An 18,471-nucleotide genomic window follows, 5' to 3' on the forward strand; every position below is an offset into this window, starting at 1 on the left:
GATTAAATCAAATCAATACTGAATAGACCTGTACGTATGAGCTAAGCGGTACGGCACAAGGTAGGAGTCAACACAGCTGCTGCTGGACCTTAAGGCTTGAGTGTTGCTCACAACTGCCACTGAGCCCCTGCAAATTGCCAATGTCATCTCAGAATGTGCTACCTTCGTCAGCGTACTGATACTTATATGCAAAAAGATACATTTGATGATAGACGACATAAAAAGAACGCTATGGTCTGCAGCCGACAAGCTGCGCGCCAACATGGATGCCGCCGAATATAAGCACCTTGTGCTGGGCCTGATTTTCCTGAAGTACATCTCAGACACGTTTGCTGGGCGCCAGGATGAGCTACGCGCACGCTTTGCTGACGAGAACGACGAATACCACTTTCCCGACGCTAGTGAAGAAGAGCTAGCCGCAGAACTGGAAGACCGCGACTACTACATCGCCGCTAATATCTTTTGGGTACCTGAGGAGGCCCGCTGGGAAAGCCTGCGAGCAGCTGCAAAACAGCCTGACATCGGCAAACGCATCGATGATGCGCTGACAGTGATTGAGGCAGAAAACCCCAAGCTCAAAGGCATTCTGGACAAGCGTTATGGTCGAGCTCAGTTGCCCGATGGCAAACTGGGGGAGCTGGTAGACCTAGTGTCTACCATCGGCTTTGGTGACGATGCCAACGTCGCCCGAGACATTCTGGGCCAAGTGTATGAATACTTCTTGGGCCAATTCGCCAGTGCCGAAGGTAAAAAAGGCGGTCAGTTCTATACGCCTGCCAGCATCGTCAAAACCCTGGTTGCTGTCCTTGCTCCACACAAGGGTCAGGTGTATGACCCCTGCTGCGGTTCAGGCGGGATGTTTGTGCAATCTGAGAAATTCATCGAAGCCCATGGTGGGAAAATTGGTGATGTATCTATTTATGGACAAGAGTCCAACCCCACCACTTGGCGCTTGGCGGCCATGAACCTAGCCATTCGTGGCATTGATTTCAATTTAGGTAAAGAACCTGCGGATACCTTTACCCGCAATCAGCATCCAGACCTACGCGCCGACTTTATCTTAGCCAACCCACCCTTCAATATCAGCGACTGGTGGCATGGCAGCTTGGAAGGCGATGCCCGTTGGGAATATGGCGACCCGCCACAAGGTAACGCCAACTATGCGTGGCTACAGCACATGCTGCATCACCTAAAACCCACAGGTCGCGCCGGTATAGTGCTGGCTAACGGCTCGATGAGCTCTAGTCAGAACAACGAAGGCGTTATCCGTGCCGCCATGGTGGATGCGGATGTCGTCGAAGTCATGGTGGCACTACCTGGTCAGCTCTTTTTCAACACGCAAATCCCCGCTTGCCTGTGGTTCCTGGCTAAACAGAAAAAGCGCAAAGGCGAAGTGCTTTTCATCGACGCACGTAAGATGGGAACCATGATTTCCCGTGTACAAGCTGAGTTGGATGATGACGCTATCACACGTATAGCTGAAACCGTTGCTGCTTGGCGTGGCGAGGTAGAAGAAGGCGCCAGTATTACCGAATATCAAGACGCAGCGGGGTTTTGTCGTAGCGTGCCTCTGGCCGAGATTGCTGAGCATGGGCATGTGCTAACGCCTGGGCGCTATGTCGGGGCTGAAGAGGTAAAAGATGACGATGAAGCCTTTGCGGAGAAGATGCAGAAACTGACTGAAAAACTCGGTGAGCAGATGGCAAAAGGTGCTGAGCTAGATGCGTTGATTCGGCAGAAGCTGGGAGGGCTGGGGTATGAGTTCTGAATGGAAAAACTTCACCTTCGACCAGTTGAAAGCATCATCGAAAAGTGCTTTTGCAATGGGCCCCTTCGGCTCAAACATCAAAGCCGAGAACTTTGTGACAGCTGGAGTCCCCGTAATAAAGGGCGGGAACCTCAATGGGACATATTTAACGGACTCATTTTCTGACTTCCTCTGCCAAGAAAAAGCTGACGAATTAGCGTCGTCAAAAGCTCGCCCATTAGATTTAGTGATAACTCATCGTGGCACTCTTGGGCAAGTTGGCTTAATACCGGAAAATTCGAATTTCCCCGAGTATATTGTTTCCCAAAGTCAACTCAAGCTAAGCTTTGATAGAAAGCTCGTTGACCCGTACTTTATCTATTACTTTCTGCTGTCACCTCTTGGCCAACAACGATTATTAGCAAATAAGTCACAGGTCGGTGTACCAGCGATAGCGCAAGCATTAACAACAGTTCGACAAATAGAAATCAATTTGCCGTCGCTCAATCTACAAAATGAAATCAGCAAGGTATTAAGAGCACTCGACGACCGCATCACACTCCTACGCGAAACCAACAAAACCCTTGAGTCCATCGCTCAGGCCATCTTCAAGTCCTGGTTCGTGGACTTTGACCCTGTGCGCGCCAAAATGGAAGGGCGTCAGCCTGAAGGGATGGATGAAGAAACGGCGGCGCTGTTTCCCGACTCGTTTGAAGAGTCTGAGCTGGGGTTCATACCGAAGGGGTGGGTCAATGGACAATTGGGTGATGTAGCAGTTCTAAACCGCTCTGCAGTACCCGTAGAAAACTTCAATGAATCGATAGTTTATGTTGGATTAGAGCACATACCGCGCAAAGAGCTTAGCCTGACGTCCTGGGGCACTGCCGCGGGATTAGAAAGTACAAAGACAGCATTTTCTATTAACGACATTCTTTTCGGCAAATTACGCCCGTATTTTCATAAGGTAGTTCTTGCGCCTGTCGATGGCATCTGCTCCACAGACATTCTTGTCTGCAAGCCCAAACAAGCAGCTTCCCACTCATTTGTCACTTTGCATCTGTTTAGTGATGCTCTAGTGACGTATGCAGACCGTTTATCAAATGGCGCCAAGATGCCACGGATAAACTGGAAAGACTTGGCGGCCTACCCAATAACTATTCCAACAAAAATGGTCGCATCACACTTTAATATGACTACTCAACCGCTTTTCGAAAGAATGCGAGCCAATATTTTTCAAATCAACACTCTCGCAAACCTTCGCGACACCCTACTCCCCCGCCTCATTTCCGGCCAACTACGCTTGCCTGAGGCCCAAGAACAGGTAGAGGATGCTTTGTCATGACGGAAGACCAACTGGAACAGGAAACCTTAGGCTGGCTGGCCGATGTGGGTTATACCCTTCGTAGCGGTCCCGATATTGCCTACGACGGCTCGGACCCGCAACGTACTAGCTATACCCAAGTTATTCTGCCCCACCGCCTTCGAGCCGCCATCGACCGTTTGAACCCACACATTCCCGCCGCCGCACGCGAGGATGCCTTCAAACAGGTGGAAAACCTGGATACGCCTGTTCAGTTGCTTGCCAATCGTGCTTTTCACAAGCTGCTCACCAATGGTGTCAATGTCCAATACCAACAAGATGGTGAAACACGCGGCGATTTCGTGCGTCTCGTGGATTGGGACACGCCGCAAAATAACGAGTTCTGGGCTGTCAGCCAGTTCACGATTAAAGGGCCACACCATACACGCCGCCCCGACATTATTCTGTTTATTAACGGTTTGCCGTTGGTACTGATAGAACTTAAAAATGCGGTCAATGAAGATGCCGATATCTGGAAAGCGTACGGCCAGATTCAAACCTATAAAGAACAAATCCCAGATGTCTTTGAGTACAACGAGATTCTGGTTATTTCCGATGGCAGTGAAGCACGCTTTGGCTCACTTTCTGCCAACGCGGAACGCTTTATGCAATGGCGCACCATTGATGGTGTAGAACTAGACCCACTAGGCCAATTCAACGAATTAGAAACCTTGGTACGAGGTCTGCTTGACCCCACGTACTTATTGGACTACTTACGTTATTTTGTACTGTTTGAAGACGACGGCACGCTCATCAAAAAAATCGCTGGCTACCACCAATACCATGCTGTGCGGCTTGCCATAGAACACGTCATCGAAGCCTCTCAGTTGCAAAGTGACGCAAGCCAGCGCGGTAAAGGTGGTGTGGTCTGGCACACCCAAGGAAGTGGCAAAAGCATCACCATGACTTGTTTTGCCGCTAGAGTCATGCAAGACCCAGCGATGCAAAACCCCACCATTGTGGTTATCACCGACCGCAATGACTTGGATGGACAGCTCTTTGGTGTGTTTAGCCTCGCGCAAGACCTGTTACGAGAGCAACCTGTACAGGCCCATACTCGTCAACAATTGCGCGAGCTACTGAGCAACCGCCCTTCCGGCGGCATTGTCTTTGCCACAATTCAGAAGTTTATGCCTGGTGAGGATGAGGACACTTTCCCTATCTTGTCTGAGCGCAGTAACATCGTTGTCATTGCCGATGAGGCCCACCGGACGCAATATGGTTTTGAGGCCAAACTCAAAACCCGTAAGAGTAAATCTGCAGCCCCTACCGACTACTATCAGCCTGCAGCGAATGATGACGCTACTTTCGTTGAGACTGCCGTCGCTGAACCAACTGTCACTTATCAAGCAGGTTACGCTCAGCATCTGCGGGACGCCTTACCTAATGCCACCTTCGTCGCGTTTACTGGTACCCCAGTCAGCAGCACTGACCGCGACACTCGTGCAGTGTTTGGTGATTACATTCATATCTACGATATGCAGCAGGCCAAGGAAGATGGCGCCACCGTCGCCATCTACTATGAGTCTCGGCTAGCCAAGCTCAAGATGCGTCCCATCATGGAAACTCAGCATATAGATGATGCGGTTGATGAGTTGACTGAGGACGAAGAAGAACATACGCAGTCTAAGCTCAAATCCAAATGGGCGGCTTTGGAAAAGGTGGTGGGTGCTGAGCCGCGTATCGCTAGTGTCGCGGCTGATTTAATCACTCATTTTGAAGAGCGAGATAAAGCCAACCAAGATGGTAAGGCCATGATAGTAGCCATGAGCCGAGACATTTGCGTACACCTTTATAACGAAATCATTACACTACGTCCTGAGTGGCACGACGAAGACCCCGAGAAAGGTGCCATCAAAGTCATCATGACGGGTAGCGCCAGCGATAAGGCTTTACTGCGCCCACACATCTACAGCGGTCAGGTCAAAAAACGGCTGGAAAAGCGCTTTAAAGACCCTAAAGACCCATTGAAGCTGGTCATTGTGCGAGACATGTGGCTTACCGGCTTTGATGCGCCCTGCGTGCATACCATGTACATCGACAAGCCCATGAAGGGCCACAACCTGATGCAGGCCATTGCCCGCGTCAATCGGGTATTCCGCGACAAGCAAGGCGGCTTGGTGGTTGATTACATTGGTATTGGCAACGAACTTAAAGCCGCCATGAAGGAGTACACCGCTAGCAAAGGTCGTGGCAAACCAACAGTGGATGCGCATGAAGCCTTAGCTGTGCTTCTGGAAAAATTGGATGTGCTACGCGCCATGCTACATGGCTTTGATTACTCAGGATTCAAAACGGGTGGACATAGGGTTCTGGCTGGAGCCGCCAACCATATTCTGTCGATACGTCCACCAGCAGCTGAAAAAGACAGCAAGCTGGATGGCAAAAAACGCTTTGCCGATAACACGCTTGCCCTAAGCAAGGCGTTTTCCCTGTGCTGCACCTTGGATGAAGCAAAAACTTTACGTGATGAAGTGGCCTTTATGCAGGCCGTCAAAGTCATCCTAACCAAGCGTGACATCAGCACACAAAAGAAAACTGATGAGCAACGCGAAGCGGCAATTCGCCAAATCATCAACCAAGCCGTGGTCAGTGACAGCGTTGTCGACATTTTTAATGCCGTAGGCCTAGAAAAACCCAACATTGGTCTGCTGGACGATGAGTTTCTGGCACAAGTCCGCAATCTTCCCGAGCGCAACCTAGCCGTCGAGTTGCTAGAGCGTTTGCTGGAGGGAGAAATCAAAAGCAAGTTCGCCAGCAATCTAGTACAGCAAGCCAAGTTCTCTGACCTGCTTGAAAACGTCATCAAACGCTATCAAAATCGCAGTATTGAGACCGCTCAGGTTATGGAAGAGCTGGTTGATATGGCTAAGAAATTCCGGGAGGCCGCTCAACGAGGAGAGGAGCTGGGACTGTCCGACGATGAAGTACGCTTCTACGATGCCTTGGCCAACAATGAGTCAGCTGTACGCGAGCTGACCGACGAAACACTCAAGAAAATTGCGCACGAACTCACGGAGAACCTGCGCAAAAATATTACTGTCGACTGGTCAAGGCGCGAAAGTGTTCGTGCCAAGCTTAGACTCATGGTGAAGCGTATCCTGCGCAAATATAAGTACCCGCCTGACATGGCAGACTCTGCTGTAGAACTGATACTTATGCAGGCTGAGAGGCTTGGGGAAGAGTGGATGGTATAGCTGCTGCTGTTAGGCTGAAATAGCCTTCAAAATAGGCGGCCCTCATGGTCATTTCCATCTGCTACGTTGGGAAAGGCGCACGCGCTCAACAACAAGTTACGAGCGAATTTGCGACAAAAACCACAACTACTAAGCGGAAATGCGACAATTTGACCTTCACAGCGTAGAGTTATAGACGTTTTTACGACATGTTCTACATAAGCTACTTTAGTGAAAGACGACAGCGCCCATGAAGGTCCCCCGCTTCTCAGCTCCAGGTGAAGAGCTGTTCTTCACGTCTTCCTTGTCGGCTGCGGCAGCTCGAACCTTACAGAGGCGAGCTGCAGCGGGAAGGCTTATCCGCGTATATAAAGGTGTTTACGCGTTTCCTGCGTCCGATGATGAGCTAGCGGCAATCGTGCGGCGGAACTGGCAGCAGGTTGCCGCAGTTACTGTTCCTGGAGGCGTGGTATCTCACATCAGCGCCATGAAAGGTGGTGTCCTTCCCAGTGGCGAGCTAACCGTTTCGCACCCCACCGTTTTCAACAAGAAGGTGGTGCTTCCGGGGTTGACTATTAGAGTAGTACAGGGCCCCGGCCCCCTCCCTGGTGACTTGGTGTTAAGAGTCCCTGGTATTCACTACGCCGGTCGCACAAGAATGCTTCTCGAGAATATTGGCCGTAAGAGAAGCCTTCGAGCACCGAGGGAGGACGTCGAAGCCCTCTTGGTTTCAGTGCTCAACGTCTCGGGGGAAAAGACCTTAAACGATATTCGCGACCAAGCTGTAACGCTGGCTCCTGCACTCGGTGCTGAGAAGGCATTAAAGGAGCTTCTCAGCATCATCGAGGCATTGCTGGAAGCCCATTCCAAAGGAAGGCTGCGTACCCGAGAGGGCTTGGCAGTTGCCCCGGGCTTTCCTGTGGACCCAGAGCGAAGCGCTCGATTTGAAACGCTTGCCGCCTACCTTCGAACAAAGCCACTGCCACGCATCGAATCAACAACATCCGGCATGGCTAGGCAACACTTTGGGTTCATAGAGTCGTACTTCTCCAATTATGTAGAAGGCACGAAGTTCGGCATCGAGCAAGCACGTGACATTGTCATGAACAAGGTCATCGTACCCAATCGCGTAGAGGATTCGCACGATATCCTCGGTGTATTCCATCTAGCCATCGCCGCATACAGCCCTCCCATTGCTGGCCCGGAGTTTCTGGAAGGCCTTAAACGCTGGCATGCAGAAATGCTGAAGATGCGGCCTGAAGTAAATCCGGGAACACCTAAGCTCAACGCAAACTACGCGGGGACGACTAAGTTTGTAGAGCCTGCCTACGTGCGAGGCACGCTTGAGGAGGGTTCGCGTCTGGCGCTTTCCATCCCTGAAGGTTTGGCTCGCGCCGTGTACTATGCCTTCCTTGTGTCGGAAGTACACCCATTCGTCGATGGTAACGGTCGCTTATCGAGACTGGTTATGAATGCCGAACTCACGCGCACGGGCTTGAGCCGCATCATCATCCCGACTCTCTATCACCCTCAGTACGTCGACTGCGCCCGTGCACTTACCCGCTGGAATGACCCGAAGGGATTCGTACGAAGTCTTGTAAATATGGCGCGATGGACAAGCCAGTTCGACTATTCAAATCTGGACATGCTTATTCAAAGCCTGCGGGCAAGCAATGCGCTGGAAGAGTCACCTACTCAATTCCGCCTCTTGAATGCAGATGGAAGCTCTGAAACATAGACAAGCACACAGGCCTGGAGATGGTTACCCAGGCTGCGCATCAAGCAAGTGAGTGAGCCAGCACCTTTTCCAAGGTAAACATCCACTCCAACAACGTACGACTGGGCTTACAAAGCTGTATACCTCGTTTACGGGACTCGTGCGCCTAGTGGTCATGTAAGGCATCGAAGTCTAAATACAACACATAGACTGCGCAATTCGATTTGCGCATAGGGATAGTTTGTCTTCATTTCTTATTACCGGTAGCATCAAAAAATCAGTCCCTTATATGAACTGATACCGAAAAACGAACGCATACCGATGCTTTTCTTTCCAGCTCGTCGGCAAATTTCCTATTTATGAAAGGGTATGACATTTGCCAGGAGCCGGATATGCTGCGTTTTTCCATTATTTTACAAAGACTTAATTACTTCTCTTACTGCCAAATAGTAGGCTGCCGAAAACGTACCAGCAGTCAACTTTGCCGACAGTCCCTTTGCGGTTTCATTGATTCCCACCCCGGCCAGAGCCCGGGCGACGGCTTTCTGCGCCAGATTTTTCTGGGCCATCAGCACACGCAACTCCTGGCTTGCCAACTGCTCATAATCTTGCAGTCCTGGCGACACCATCTGCTTGCTCACTCTCATTCTTTGCCCTCAACGGATTGCACCTGCAATCTGCGTTACCCACACCTAAAATCCTATAATAAAGGGATTATTCCTATCATTAAAGGGTTTAATGCTGATTTTAGGTATCCGTTGCCTATACGCCTGCTCTCATAACTTTGTCAGAGGAGCAGGCCATGTTAACGACACCTGCATTCGAACAGTTACTGGACGAGCTTGGGCTGCCAGAGCGGGGCCGGCAACTCATTACTCAAGCGCGGCGACAGGCCCCAGTTCGTGAAGTCCAATCGCGCGGCAGCAACGTCATTACACTCTTGGCCAGTCGCAAGATGGAACGCGAGATTGCTACGGAAAGCCGTACCGTTGAATACGCTGCCGCGCTAAATCACGAGGTGGAGCCAGAGGTACTGGAATACTACCCCCAGCCTTGCACGTTAAAACTCGAGCTGATAGATAACGAGACTGGCGAAGTGCATGCCATTGACCACACGCCTGACTTTCTCGTCATCACGCATAAGCACATCCTGCTGCAGGAGTGGAAAACCGAAGAAAAGTTACTTCACCTAGCACGCAAATTTCCCTGGCGTTATCAAAAAGAAGGTGAGCACTGGCGCAGCCCGCAAATCGAACAAAGCCTGGCCCGAATGGGCATCGCCTACGAAGTGCACAGTGGTGCCGAGATTCCCAAGAATCGAACCAAGAATTGGGAAATCCTTGAAGACTACCTGCACGTCGGCGCACCACAAGTTTCCACAATCATCATTGATAAGCTTAAACAAGCACTTGCTGAACATGCCATGCTCAGCGTCGGTGATTTGCTCGAAGCCCCCTTCCAATTTCGTGCAGACGATATCAACGCCGCTATCGTCGAAGGACACGTAGCGTGCAACCTAGACACCGCCCTACTTAGTCAACCACACGACTTCATGCTGTACCGAGATGTCAGCTTGATGCGTTTTCAGCAGGCGTACTCAGCATGCGCACATGCGCCCACTCATGCACTGGGTTTCTCATTGAGTCTGAAGCCGGGCGCACAGTTTCGCTACGAGGGGCAAGTCCTGGAGGTGTCGCTACTCGGTGAACGAGAAGTTATCTTTCGCGTCGTCAATGAAGAGCGCAATATGACCGTGGATAAGGCGTGGTTGCTGGCCGCTTTTGAACAAGGTGCGCTAGTACCCTGCGGCAACGATGCGACTCCTGCCGTGGACGTCTATCCCTTGGTTCACTACAGTGCGTCGGCACTAGAACAGGCCAGCGCTATGGCTCGCCATCTAGCCATGCCGTTTGATGAAAAGACCACGCCTTTTTCAGAGCGAACTTACTACCGCTTAAAAGCTCAGCAAGCGTTGGCCAACAGCAATGGCAGTCATGAAATTTTGAGTTTGGCACCCCGCCATCACGAAAAGGGGAATCGCTCCGCACGTTTATCCGAAGCGCAGCTCATTGCCATGGAGCACATTCGCAAAACAGTCTACACCACGACTCGAGCCCCCAATGGGCGAGCCGCCTTCGAACAACTTCGTGCTTACTGTAGGCAAGAGAACACGCCTTGCCCAAGCTACCCCACTTTCTTAAAGCACCTACAGGCCCATGACGATGACCGGTCGCGCCGAACTCGATTGGGCAAACGCATGACCTACCAAGGCAAAAGCTTCCACTACTCACTGGACTACGATACGCCACGCCATGGTGTGCGGCCTTTTGAAAGCGTCCACATTGACCACACCTTGCTCGACATCGAGCTCAAGTGTCGACGTACCGGCCTAGACCTAGGCCGCCCTTGGTTGACCTTAATGATTGACGCATTCTCTCGTCGCATTATGGCCATCCACTTGGGCTTTCAGCAGCCAGACCGCGCCGCCGTCCTGATGACCATGCGTGCCTTTGTAAAACGCTGGAACCGCTTACCGCAGATGGTGGTAAGCGATAACGGCAAGGACCTGGTCGCCGCCGACGTCAAACACTTCTTAACCAGCATGGGCGTACATATCCGTTTACGCCCCGCTGGACAGCCGCGCGTCGGTTCTGTGATGGAACGCATCTTCGGGACGCTCAATACCAAATTGATACACAACCTGGACGGCAATACAGAACTGACCAAGCAGGTTCGCATGCTCTCGGGCTCGCATCTTCCAAAACGTCTATCGAACTGGAACTTGGAGAACCTGTACACCGTCCTGGAACACTGGGCCTTTGACTACTACGACCAGGAAGCGCACCCAGCGCTGGATGTATCGCCCCGCCACGCATTTCAACGAGCGGTAAAGGAAACCGGGGAACGGCCTCATAGAGCCATTCTCTTTAATCGAGACTTTTTGATTGCCACCTGCCCCTGCGTCGACCGCGGCTCTGAACGCAGCATCGACCGTCAGCGTGGCGTGAAAGTGCATAACTTTTACTACCAGTCACCCGCCTTTGACAGCTACTCGCTGACCAAAAAGAAATGCGTCGTGCGTTATGACCCGTATGACATCGCACATGTTTTTGTGCAGTTACCTAACCGCGAATGGGTCGAGGCTCACTGCATGCAACTTATGCACCTGCCACGCATGAACGTCAAGCAACTGGAAGCCATGAGTGCTGAGTACCTAACGACGCACTCTCGCGCGGCTCATCTGCGTCAGGACAGCATTGCCGTGGGCCCCTTTCTGGAATTCATTGCCACCATGAGGCCTGACTCTCAGACCTTCCGTCAGGCACAGCTCATCGGTGAAACCGAGTTTTTGCATGAGCGACTCGGTTTACTGGGCACGGCTGCAGACGGAGCCAGGCCCAAGGTATTTGGTCTGGAGCCCCTGAAAGCCATAGCTATCGAACAGTCGAGTGGCTTGGCATCTCGCCCCAGAAACACACAGCGCAAAGCAAAGCGAGAGTCTGCAGATAGAAGCAACCCTCTGCCCGACGAGCACCTGTATGGAGACCTCGACTAATGAGAGAGCCCACCCACACATACACATCAGCCAAAGTCGTTCTGGAACTACTGCAACGCCGGATTTCTCACCCGCGCATTAAAGAGGTCATTGATGAAGTAGAAGCCCTACAAAGTCTTGGACCAAATCATATCTTGATGGTGACCGGACCAACGGGGGTGGGAAAGACAACGCTCGCCCACTCACTGCTTACACGCATCTTGAAAAGTCATGCCGACGCCATGCAACAAGATGCCGGGCTGATTCCAGTGCTCCTCATCGAGGCGCGTGCCACCTCTGAAGCGGAATTTAACTGGAAGCTTTTTTACGCCGACATATTGGAGCAGCTCGAAGTCACCCCTGGAATGCCAGCAGGCGTTGAGTATGGTGTAGACCCACACACTAACCGCGTATATCGACCGTCTGGTCGCAGCAAGAATACCGCTGCCGGGCTGCGCAAGAAAGTCGAACGGGCATTGCAACACCGAGGCGTCAAAGTGCTGATGATTGACGAGGGCGGGCACTTCACCAACGTATCTGAAGTTCGCATGAAACGTCAGACTGACGCACTGAAAAGTCTTTCAAATTGCGCGGGATGCCAAATTATTCTGTTTGGCTCCTATGACATCCTGAGCATCAGCCGGCTCTCGGCGCAGTTGGCACGCCGTATTAAGGAAATCCACTTCGCTCGATACCGTAGCGACTCCATAGATGACACTCTCGTATTTGAGCGGGTACTGCAACGAATCGAGCATGATGCCCAAGGTTTTTTTGGTGGTTTGCTTCTGGAGAACGCCAAGCTGTTGCATGCCAACACCTTAGGGTGTGTTGGCACATTGATGGACGTCGTTCGTGGTTTTGCTTCACGGGCTCAACACGCCGACGCAGTGACACAAGACTTACTAGAGCGGTGCCTACTGACGGAAGGACAGCATATAGCCATTCTCGAAGAAATTCGACAAGGTGAATTGCGATTCGAATCTGAGTTCGTTAAGTCCGGAAAAGCAAGGAAGGTAGCATGAACCCCATACCTACACCACGCTCCGTCCTACATGCCTTAGCTCCTATCGGATTAGGAACATCAGATGTCGAAAGTTTAACGAGCTACTTTTGCAGGTTAGCCAATAGCCACTCCTGCTCCACCAACGATTTAACGCAGTTCGTCATTGACCGCATTGAACCTGGGCGCTGGGCAACCTATCAAGGTGTGGAAGGGAAAAGTCGCTTCGTCTGGCATCAACGGGCAATTTCTGGACTAGGGGACGGTGCCCTGACATGGGCCAGCGCCTTATCGGAGCTGACTAGCCAATCCTGCTTACATCGCTTGACGCTGTTACCCCTGCAGTCGGTGGTCGCACCCAAGGGGCTGATGGCCACACAGTCGCGCTGGTGCCCGCACTGCCTTCACGACGACCTAGAGCACAAAAAGACACCTTATTTTCGTCTGGTTTGGGATATAAGTTTGAACAAGGCTTGCACACGACATCAAACTGAACTTACCGCCTGCTGTCCTCACTGCAGACAAAGTAATGTGCGCCACGCGTCAAGTTACGTTATTCCGGGCTGGTGTACTGCCTGTAATTGCTTCTTGGGGCAACCAGAAAAAGTTGGACCAATCGAACACAAGAGTTCCCGTCAACTTGAGCTTGAGCAAGCAGCTCAGATTGGCACACTTGTGGCAACCACATCCAGCAATGCGTTTTCCCCTGATTTGGAATTACTGCACGACACGATTGATACCCTTATCGGAGAGCTTGATGCTGGGGTAGCAGCCCATTTTTCCAAACGCTTGGGCGTGCGTAAGGCGACGGTGCATTACTGGAAAAATTCGCGAACGCCGTTAACCTTGGACTCTATCGTTCGTTGTGCGGTGCATTGCAATCTTGATGTGCTCTCGTTATTGCAGGGCAATTTGACGCATTGGTCGCCCCCCAGTGAGGTTAAACAGCTTGCGCTCAAGCTGTTCTATCCATCAACAATTGCGAAACACGAACATAAAACGTACGACTGGTCAGCAGTTAGAGGGCATTTAGGTCTAGAGTTGCAGTCCAACAACCCAAAAAGTGTCGCTCAAATTGCCCGCTCATTAGGCATAGATGAACGTCTTTTGTACATTCAAGTGCCTATTGAAACGCGTCAGTTAGGTGAACGATATTTGCGTTTTCGCAATACACAACGCAACGAAAAACAGCAGGTGTTGCATCGACAATTGCACGCAGTGTGCACACAGATTCAACAACAAGGTAACAGCATCTCTATGGAACGGATTACTCAACTTGTCGATACTACGACATTGAACCGTGTGGAGAATTTGTACTCTGTATTGTCGGGCATCGCCGCCAACGACGAACACATTTGAGCTCAGCCCTTCTTAAAGCGAAGAAACCGCCAATCTTTGTGGCGGTTTTTTTTTACTCTGTGCAAAACAGAGCAACCTACTCCAAGGAACGATAGCCATTCATAAAAAACCTAACAAAAAAGCGCCTCAATAATGAGGCGCTTTTTTGATAACCCTTGACTATGCCATATTTTTTCGATAAATCATAATATGGCAATTCGTGAAATTAAGCATATGATGGCATTTATGCCAACTTATGCTTAACTCCACAGCTAAGTCATTGGTTTTTCAGGATTTCTTGGTGGAGTCGGGGGGAATTGAACCCCCGTCCGCAAGCCGTCCACAGACAGTTCTACATGTGTAGTCAATTAACTTTAAGTTTTAACCTTGGATTATGCCAATTGACAGGCCTTTCCTTGGCGATCCACTAAGTTTTAGAACCGGACTTCGTGGCGCAGCCCGATTCGATTCTTTGTAAATAACACTGCTGTAGGTTGCCCTACCTAACCCAAAGACAAATTAGTGCAGTGGCCCAGCCTTAAGCGGCTAGAGCGAAACGCTCGTCGTTGGCGTTTGTAGTTTTCCAGTGGATTTACGAGCGTACTGGTGCTCGACACGCCCTGATCTGCTTCTTGACCCACGTCGAAGCCATGTCGACCCCATGTGGATTAGTAACCATACCACATTGGCTACAAATTGCATAGCCCAAAGTGCTAGAATAAACCTCTTTCGCGCTCTGGCTGAGTCCTCGCCAGGGCGTTTTTCACGTACCTCATCCCTCCCCTTTTGTCTGGAGTCGCTTTTCATGGCCCACCCCGCCCATCAAGCCAGAGGCCTACTAGGCTTTATCCTGCATGGCAGCCTTGTAACGCAAATTGTGATCGGTTTGATCGCCGGTATTTTGCTGGGGCGCTTTGCGCCGGACGCCGCGCACTCCATCGCCCTGCTCGGTCAGTTGTTTGTCTCTGCCTTGAAGTCGGTCGCGCCCATTTTGGTGTTCGTGCTGGTGATGTCCTCCATCGCCAATCAAAAGGTCCAGTCCTCTACCCGCATGGGTCCTATCCTGGTGCTGTATGTGTTGGGAACTTTTCTGGCCGCTCTGGTGGCCGTCATCGCCAGCTTCGCGTTTCCCGTCACGCTGAAACTGGATCTGGCCAACTCTACCTTGAACCCGCCCGGCAATATTATTGAAGTCTTGCTCGACCTGCTGACCAGCATTGTCGTGAACCCGGTCGATGCCCTGCTCAACGCCAACTACATGGGTATCCTGGCCTGGGCCATTGCGCTGGGCCTGGCCTTGAAGCACGGCTCCCAAGGCTCACGTGATTTGCTCACTGATATGGCCAATGCCGTCTCCTCCTTGGTGCGTCTGGTCATCCGCTTTGCGCCTTTGGGGATTTTTGGGCTGGTGGCGGTCACCATTGCAGAGTCCGGTTTTGAGGCGCTGCGCCAGTACGGCCTGCTGCTGATCGTGCTGGTGGGTTGCATGCTGGTTGTTGCCCTGATCATCAATCCCATCATCGTGTTTGCCAAACTGCGTCGCAACCCCTATCCACTGGTCTTTACCTGCCTGCGTGAAAGCGGGATCACCGCTTTTTTCACCCGCAGCTCCGCCGCCAATATTCCGGTGAACATGGCATTGTGCGAGCGCTTGGGCTTGCACAAGGACACGTACTCGGTCTCTATTCCGCTTGGTGCCACCATCAATATGGCCGGCGCAGCCGTCACCATTACCGTTCTGACCCTGGCTGCGGTACATACGCTGGAAATCCCCGCCGACCTGCCTACCGCGCTGTTGTTGAGCCTGGTGGCCACCATTGCCGCTTGCGGCGCCTCCGGTGTGGCTGGTGGCTCTTTGCTGCTGATTCCTCTGGCATGTAATATGTTCGGAATTTCCAATGATGTCGCCATGCAAGTGGTCGGAGTCGGGTTTGTGATTGGGGTGGTGCAGGACTCCGTAGAGACTGCCTTGAACTCATCTACCGACGTGCTGTTCACGGCTGCGGCAACGCTCGAACCAGGCCAGGCCTGATTGAATGAGGGCCTAATGCAACGGGGGCCAGCCATTCAGGCTGGCCTTTTTTATGCTTAACTCCTGCTGAACGACTGCATCCATTCAAAACCCGGCCCTGCTCCCGCGTGGCCCCTCTTACCGCCCACTTTTGTCGCCCGGTTCTTTTCAAGGAGTCTTTGTGGATTTAACCAGTCTGTCTCTGTATGTCGTTGCCGTGGCCGCTGTCACCGTCATGCCTGGGCCGACCATGCTGCTCGCCCTGAACAATGGCGCCCATGGCGGCAAACGCATTGCCGCCTGCGGAATTGCGGGTGCCGCGCTCTCGGATCTGATTCTGATCGCCGCGGTAGGCGGGGGGCTGGGCGCCCTGCTGCTGGCTTCCGAGCAGCTTTTCACGTTGGTGAAATGGGTTGGCGCCGGCTATCTGCTTTATCTGGCCTATGGTCTTTGGCATGCCCCTGTAAGCGCCGTCCCGTCGCAACCCTCCACAGAGAAAGTCCGTACGGGTCGGGCCGCCTTCCTGCGTTCTTTACTGGTGGCTCTGTCCAACCCCAAAGCCTTGCTGTTTTTTTCGGCCTTTTTACCCCAGTTCATCCGGCCTGAAAGCCCGATCGCCATTCAATACATTACGCTGGCATTGGTCACCGCCCTGATTGATATTGCCTTAATGAGTGTCTACGCCCTGGGAGGACATCACGCCATGCGCCTGCTCTCGGGCCAGGCCATGCGCTGGCTGAACCGAGGCTGTGCAGGCATGCTGGCCGGGCTGGGGCTTGCCCTTAGCGTGTACCGCCGCAGCGAATCCGATTGAGTCCTGGTGGCCGGAAAAACCTCTCGCCGATGTTCTGCTCCCACGGTTTGAATCGTATATCATCACGTAGATCATGACCGACACCACAGGGCCTCGTTGTGCCTCCGCTGCAGATCAGCGCCCGGGCCCACGCGGCCCCTGGTTGCCTGCCTTCCCAAAACCAACAAGGAGCCACGATGAAGCGTATCTATTTAGCGGGTCCTGATGTGTTTTTCAGCGACGCTGTCGAGCGTGCCAAACTGCACAAGCAACTGGTGCGAGACTTTGGTTTTCAGCCTCTGCACCCCGTTGATCAGGAAGAGATTGAGGCCTCTGCCATCTATCACCACAATATCCGCCTACTGGATCAGGCCGATGCAGTCGTGGCCAATATCACGGCGTTCAGGGGCGCGGAGATCGACACGGGCACGGCTTTTGAAATCGGCTACGCGGTAGCTCAGGGCCTGCCGGTATTCACATACCGCTCCACAGCCGATACGGTACTGGATCTGGTGCGCGAGCACTACAGCCCAGTCGTTCTGGACCCTGCCAGCCAGACCTGGCGCGACCGCAACGGCGCCCTGATCGAGGACTTCGGTCTGCCTGCGAACCTGATGGTCGCGATCAGCACGGAATTTGTGCATGGCTCCTTGAGCGATGCCTTGCTTGCCGCACAGGATTACTTCAAAGCCATCAGCTGACTTTCTATAGAACAAACTACCGGCTTACCTTGTGAATCAATGACACGCCGTCAAACAAGACGAACCCAACCCGCGGTTCCCTGCAGGCTCGTTTTTCGCAACTCCAAAACAGGGCCTCGCCCCACACCATGCCCGACAAGCGCCCACTCTCTTTTCTTGACCGCGTCCGCGCCATCCTTACTGATCTACCCGCCTCCGAGCGCCGTCTGGCCCAGTTCGCGCTGGATTTCCCCGGTGATCTGTCCAGTTATAACGCCTCGGAACTGGCCAGCCTGGCGCAAGTCTCCAACGCAACCGTCACGCGCCTCATTCGTCGCCTGGACTACGCCAACTACGAGGCGGCACGCAGGCAGATTCGCACGGAAAAAACCGATGACACTCTTCTCTCGCCGAGCCCCCAACTGTCTGTGGGTGAGGCAAGCCTGCAATCCCATTTGCAAGATGGCTACAACAAGCTGAGCAACACGTATCGTCATCTGTCCCATTCCGTCCTGCAAGAGGCCAGCCAGGCCATCCGTGGCGCACGACAAATCTGGGTACTGGGCTTGCAGGCAAACTACTTTCTGGCAGGGCATTTCTACTGGCATCTGTCCAAGCTCATGCCCGGGGTGCGGCTGATCCCGGGCGCCGGTCAGACGGTCTGCGAATACCTGGCGGACATTCAGCACCAGGATGTCGTGATAATTTTCAACCTGCATCCCCGAGCTGAGGGCATGCCAGCGCTCATGCTTAGCCTGGAAACACGCTGCGCAAACATCGTGCTGATCACCGACCAGGACTACAAGGAACGCCCCAAAAGCCGCTGGCCCCTGCCCTGTCAGCCCGGTTCTGAACAGACGCCTGACAATGCGCTGGCGGCGGCAAGCCTATCTCATCTGCTGTTGTCCGAGATCGCGAACGTATGCAACGCCCTTGATCGGGATGAGTCGAAACAAGCACCATCACCGGCCGAGACAGTATTTGAATGACACGGGCAGGGGCACCCAAGAAGTCGCCCAACGCGCCGCCCTGCCCCCCCCTCCTCTACGACCAAAGTCGCCTGTCGGGAAAAGCTGATTCGTTTTATACATGCTGTACACAGAGCGCCCTCACG

11 protein-coding genes, 1 other RNA gene and 2 pseudogenes are annotated in these 18,471 nt (G+C 52.6%); 12 read left to right on the forward strand and 2 right to left on the reverse strand.

What is annotated here, in order from left to right; all coding sequences use genetic code 11:
* Positions 1–205 precede the first annotated feature (205 nt).
* From RSQ48_RS11100 to RSQ48_RS11120, 5 genes and pseudogenes are all read left to right on the forward strand, one after another.
* Positions 206–1,768 (forward strand): type I restriction-modification system subunit M, encoded by a 1,563-nt coding sequence (locus RSQ48_RS11100; protein ID WP_415301792.1) that lies wholly within the window; start codon positions 206–208, stop codon positions 1,766–1,768.
* A complete protein-coding gene (locus RSQ48_RS11105; protein ID WP_415301793.1) occupies positions 1,758–3,089 on the forward strand; it encodes a restriction endonuclease subunit S in 1,332 nt (443 codons plus the stop codon). Before RSQ48_RS11100 ends, RSQ48_RS11105 begins: the two co-directional genes overlap by 11 nt.
* Positions 3,086–5,233, forward strand: a pseudogene (locus tag RSQ48_RS11110) (type I restriction endonuclease subunit R); the annotation flags it as partial. The gene RSQ48_RS11105 and the pseudogene RSQ48_RS11110, both read left to right, overlap by 4 nt.
* Positions 5,234–5,299: 66 nt before the next feature.
* Positions 5,300–6,304: pseudogene (locus tag RSQ48_RS11115) on the forward strand (DUF3387 domain-containing protein); the annotation flags it as partial.
* Positions 6,305–6,533: 229 nt separating this feature from the next.
* Positions 6,534–8,021, forward strand: a complete 1,488-nt coding sequence (locus tag RSQ48_RS11120; RefSeq protein ID WP_415301794.1) for a Fic family protein — start codon at positions 6,534–6,536, stop codon at positions 8,019–8,021.
* A 392-nt stretch (positions 8,022–8,413) separates the two neighbouring features.
* On the opposite strand, the gene RSQ48_RS11125 is transcribed toward RSQ48_RS11120, so the two are convergent.
* Positions 8,414–8,641, reverse strand: a complete 228-nt coding sequence (locus RSQ48_RS11125; RefSeq protein ID WP_415301795.1) for a DUF6471 domain-containing protein — start codon at positions 8,639–8,641, stop codon at positions 8,414–8,416.
* Between the two features lie 161 nt (positions 8,642–8,802).
* Here RSQ48_RS11125 and RSQ48_RS11130 point away from each other — a divergent pair, with 161 nt between their 5' ends.
* From RSQ48_RS11130 to RSQ48_RS11140, 3 genes are read left to right on the forward strand one after another with little or no spacing between them, the layout of a single operon-like run.
* A complete protein-coding gene (locus tag RSQ48_RS11130) occupies positions 8,803–11,556 on the forward strand; it encodes a DDE-type integrase/transposase/recombinase (protein ID WP_415301796.1) in 2,754 nt (917 codons plus the stop codon).
* Positions 11,556–12,557 carry a TniB family NTP-binding protein gene (locus RSQ48_RS11135; protein ID WP_415301797.1) on the forward strand — a complete coding sequence of 334 codons (1,002 nt, stop codon included), beginning with the start codon at positions 11,556–11,558 and terminating at the stop codon, positions 12,555–12,557. Before RSQ48_RS11130 ends, RSQ48_RS11135 begins: the two co-directional genes overlap by 1 nt.
* On the forward strand, positions 12,554–13,894 hold the full coding sequence (locus RSQ48_RS11140; RefSeq protein WP_415301798.1) for a TniQ family protein: 1,341 nt from the start codon (positions 12,554–12,556) through the stop codon (positions 13,892–13,894). Before RSQ48_RS11135 ends, RSQ48_RS11140 begins: the two co-directional genes overlap by 4 nt.
* A gap of 278 nt (positions 13,895–14,172) precedes the next feature.
* Here RSQ48_RS11140 and ssrA read toward each other — a convergent pair.
* Positions 14,173–14,534, reverse strand: a transfer-messenger RNA (tmRNA) gene (ssrA, locus tag RSQ48_RS11145).
* 144 nt (positions 14,535–14,678) lie between these two features.
* On the opposite strand from ssrA, the gene sstT reads away from it, so the two are divergent.
* From sstT to RSQ48_RS11165, 4 genes are all read left to right on the forward strand, one after another.
* Positions 14,679–15,905, forward strand: a complete 1,227-nt coding sequence (sstT, locus tag RSQ48_RS11150; RefSeq protein ID WP_240208549.1) for a serine/threonine transporter SstT — start codon at positions 14,679–14,681, stop codon at positions 15,903–15,905.
* A 160-nt stretch (positions 15,906–16,065) separates the two neighbouring features.
* Positions 16,066–16,698 (forward strand): LysE family translocator, encoded by a 633-nt coding sequence (locus tag RSQ48_RS11155; RefSeq protein ID WP_240208548.1) that lies wholly within the window; start codon positions 16,066–16,068, stop codon positions 16,696–16,698.
* A 176-nt stretch (positions 16,699–16,874) separates the two neighbouring features.
* A complete protein-coding gene (locus RSQ48_RS11160; RefSeq protein WP_003802946.1) occupies positions 16,875–17,378 on the forward strand; it encodes a nucleoside 2-deoxyribosyltransferase in 504 nt (167 codons plus the stop codon).
* A 128-nt stretch (positions 17,379–17,506) separates the two neighbouring features.
* A complete protein-coding gene (locus tag RSQ48_RS11165) occupies positions 17,507–18,346 on the forward strand; it encodes a MurR/RpiR family transcriptional regulator (RefSeq protein WP_240208547.1) in 840 nt (279 codons plus the stop codon).
* Positions 18,347–18,471: the final 125 nt, after the last annotated feature.

This window comes from Alcaligenes sp. SJTW-7 (assembly GCF_047716895.1).
Lineage (GTDB): Bacteria > Pseudomonadota > Gammaproteobacteria > Burkholderiales > Burkholderiaceae_B > Alcaligenes > Alcaligenes ammonioxydans.

Coding starts and splice junctions, on each gene's coding strand:
- RSQ48_RS11105 (WP_415301793.1), top strand. CDS start 1,758: ATGAGTTCTGAATGGAAAAACTTCACCTTCGACCAGTTGAAAGCATCA.
- RSQ48_RS11140 (WP_415301798.1), top strand. CDS start 12,554: ATGAACCCCATACCTACACCACGCTCCGTCCTACATGCCTTAGCTCCT.
- RSQ48_RS11160 (WP_003802946.1), top strand. CDS start 16,875: ATGAAGCGTATCTATTTAGCGGGTCCTGATGTGTTTTTCAGCGACGCT.
- RSQ48_RS11165 (WP_240208547.1), top strand. CDS start 17,507: ATGCCCGACAAGCGCCCACTCTCTTTTCTTGACCGCGTCCGCGCCATC.
- RSQ48_RS11130 (WP_415301796.1), top strand. CDS start 8,803: ATGTTAACGACACCTGCATTCGAACAGTTACTGGACGAGCTTGGGCTG.
- RSQ48_RS11135 (WP_415301797.1), top strand. CDS start 11,556: ATGAGAGAGCCCACCCACACATACACATCAGCCAAAGTCGTTCTGGAA.
- sstT (WP_240208549.1), top strand. CDS start 14,679: ATGGCCCACCCCGCCCATCAAGCCAGAGGCCTACTAGGCTTTATCCTG.
- RSQ48_RS11120 (WP_415301794.1), top strand. CDS start 6,534: ATGAAGGTCCCCCGCTTCTCAGCTCCAGGTGAAGAGCTGTTCTTCACG.
- RSQ48_RS11100 (WP_415301792.1), top strand. CDS start 206: ATGATAGACGACATAAAAAGAACGCTATGGTCTGCAGCCGACAAGCTG.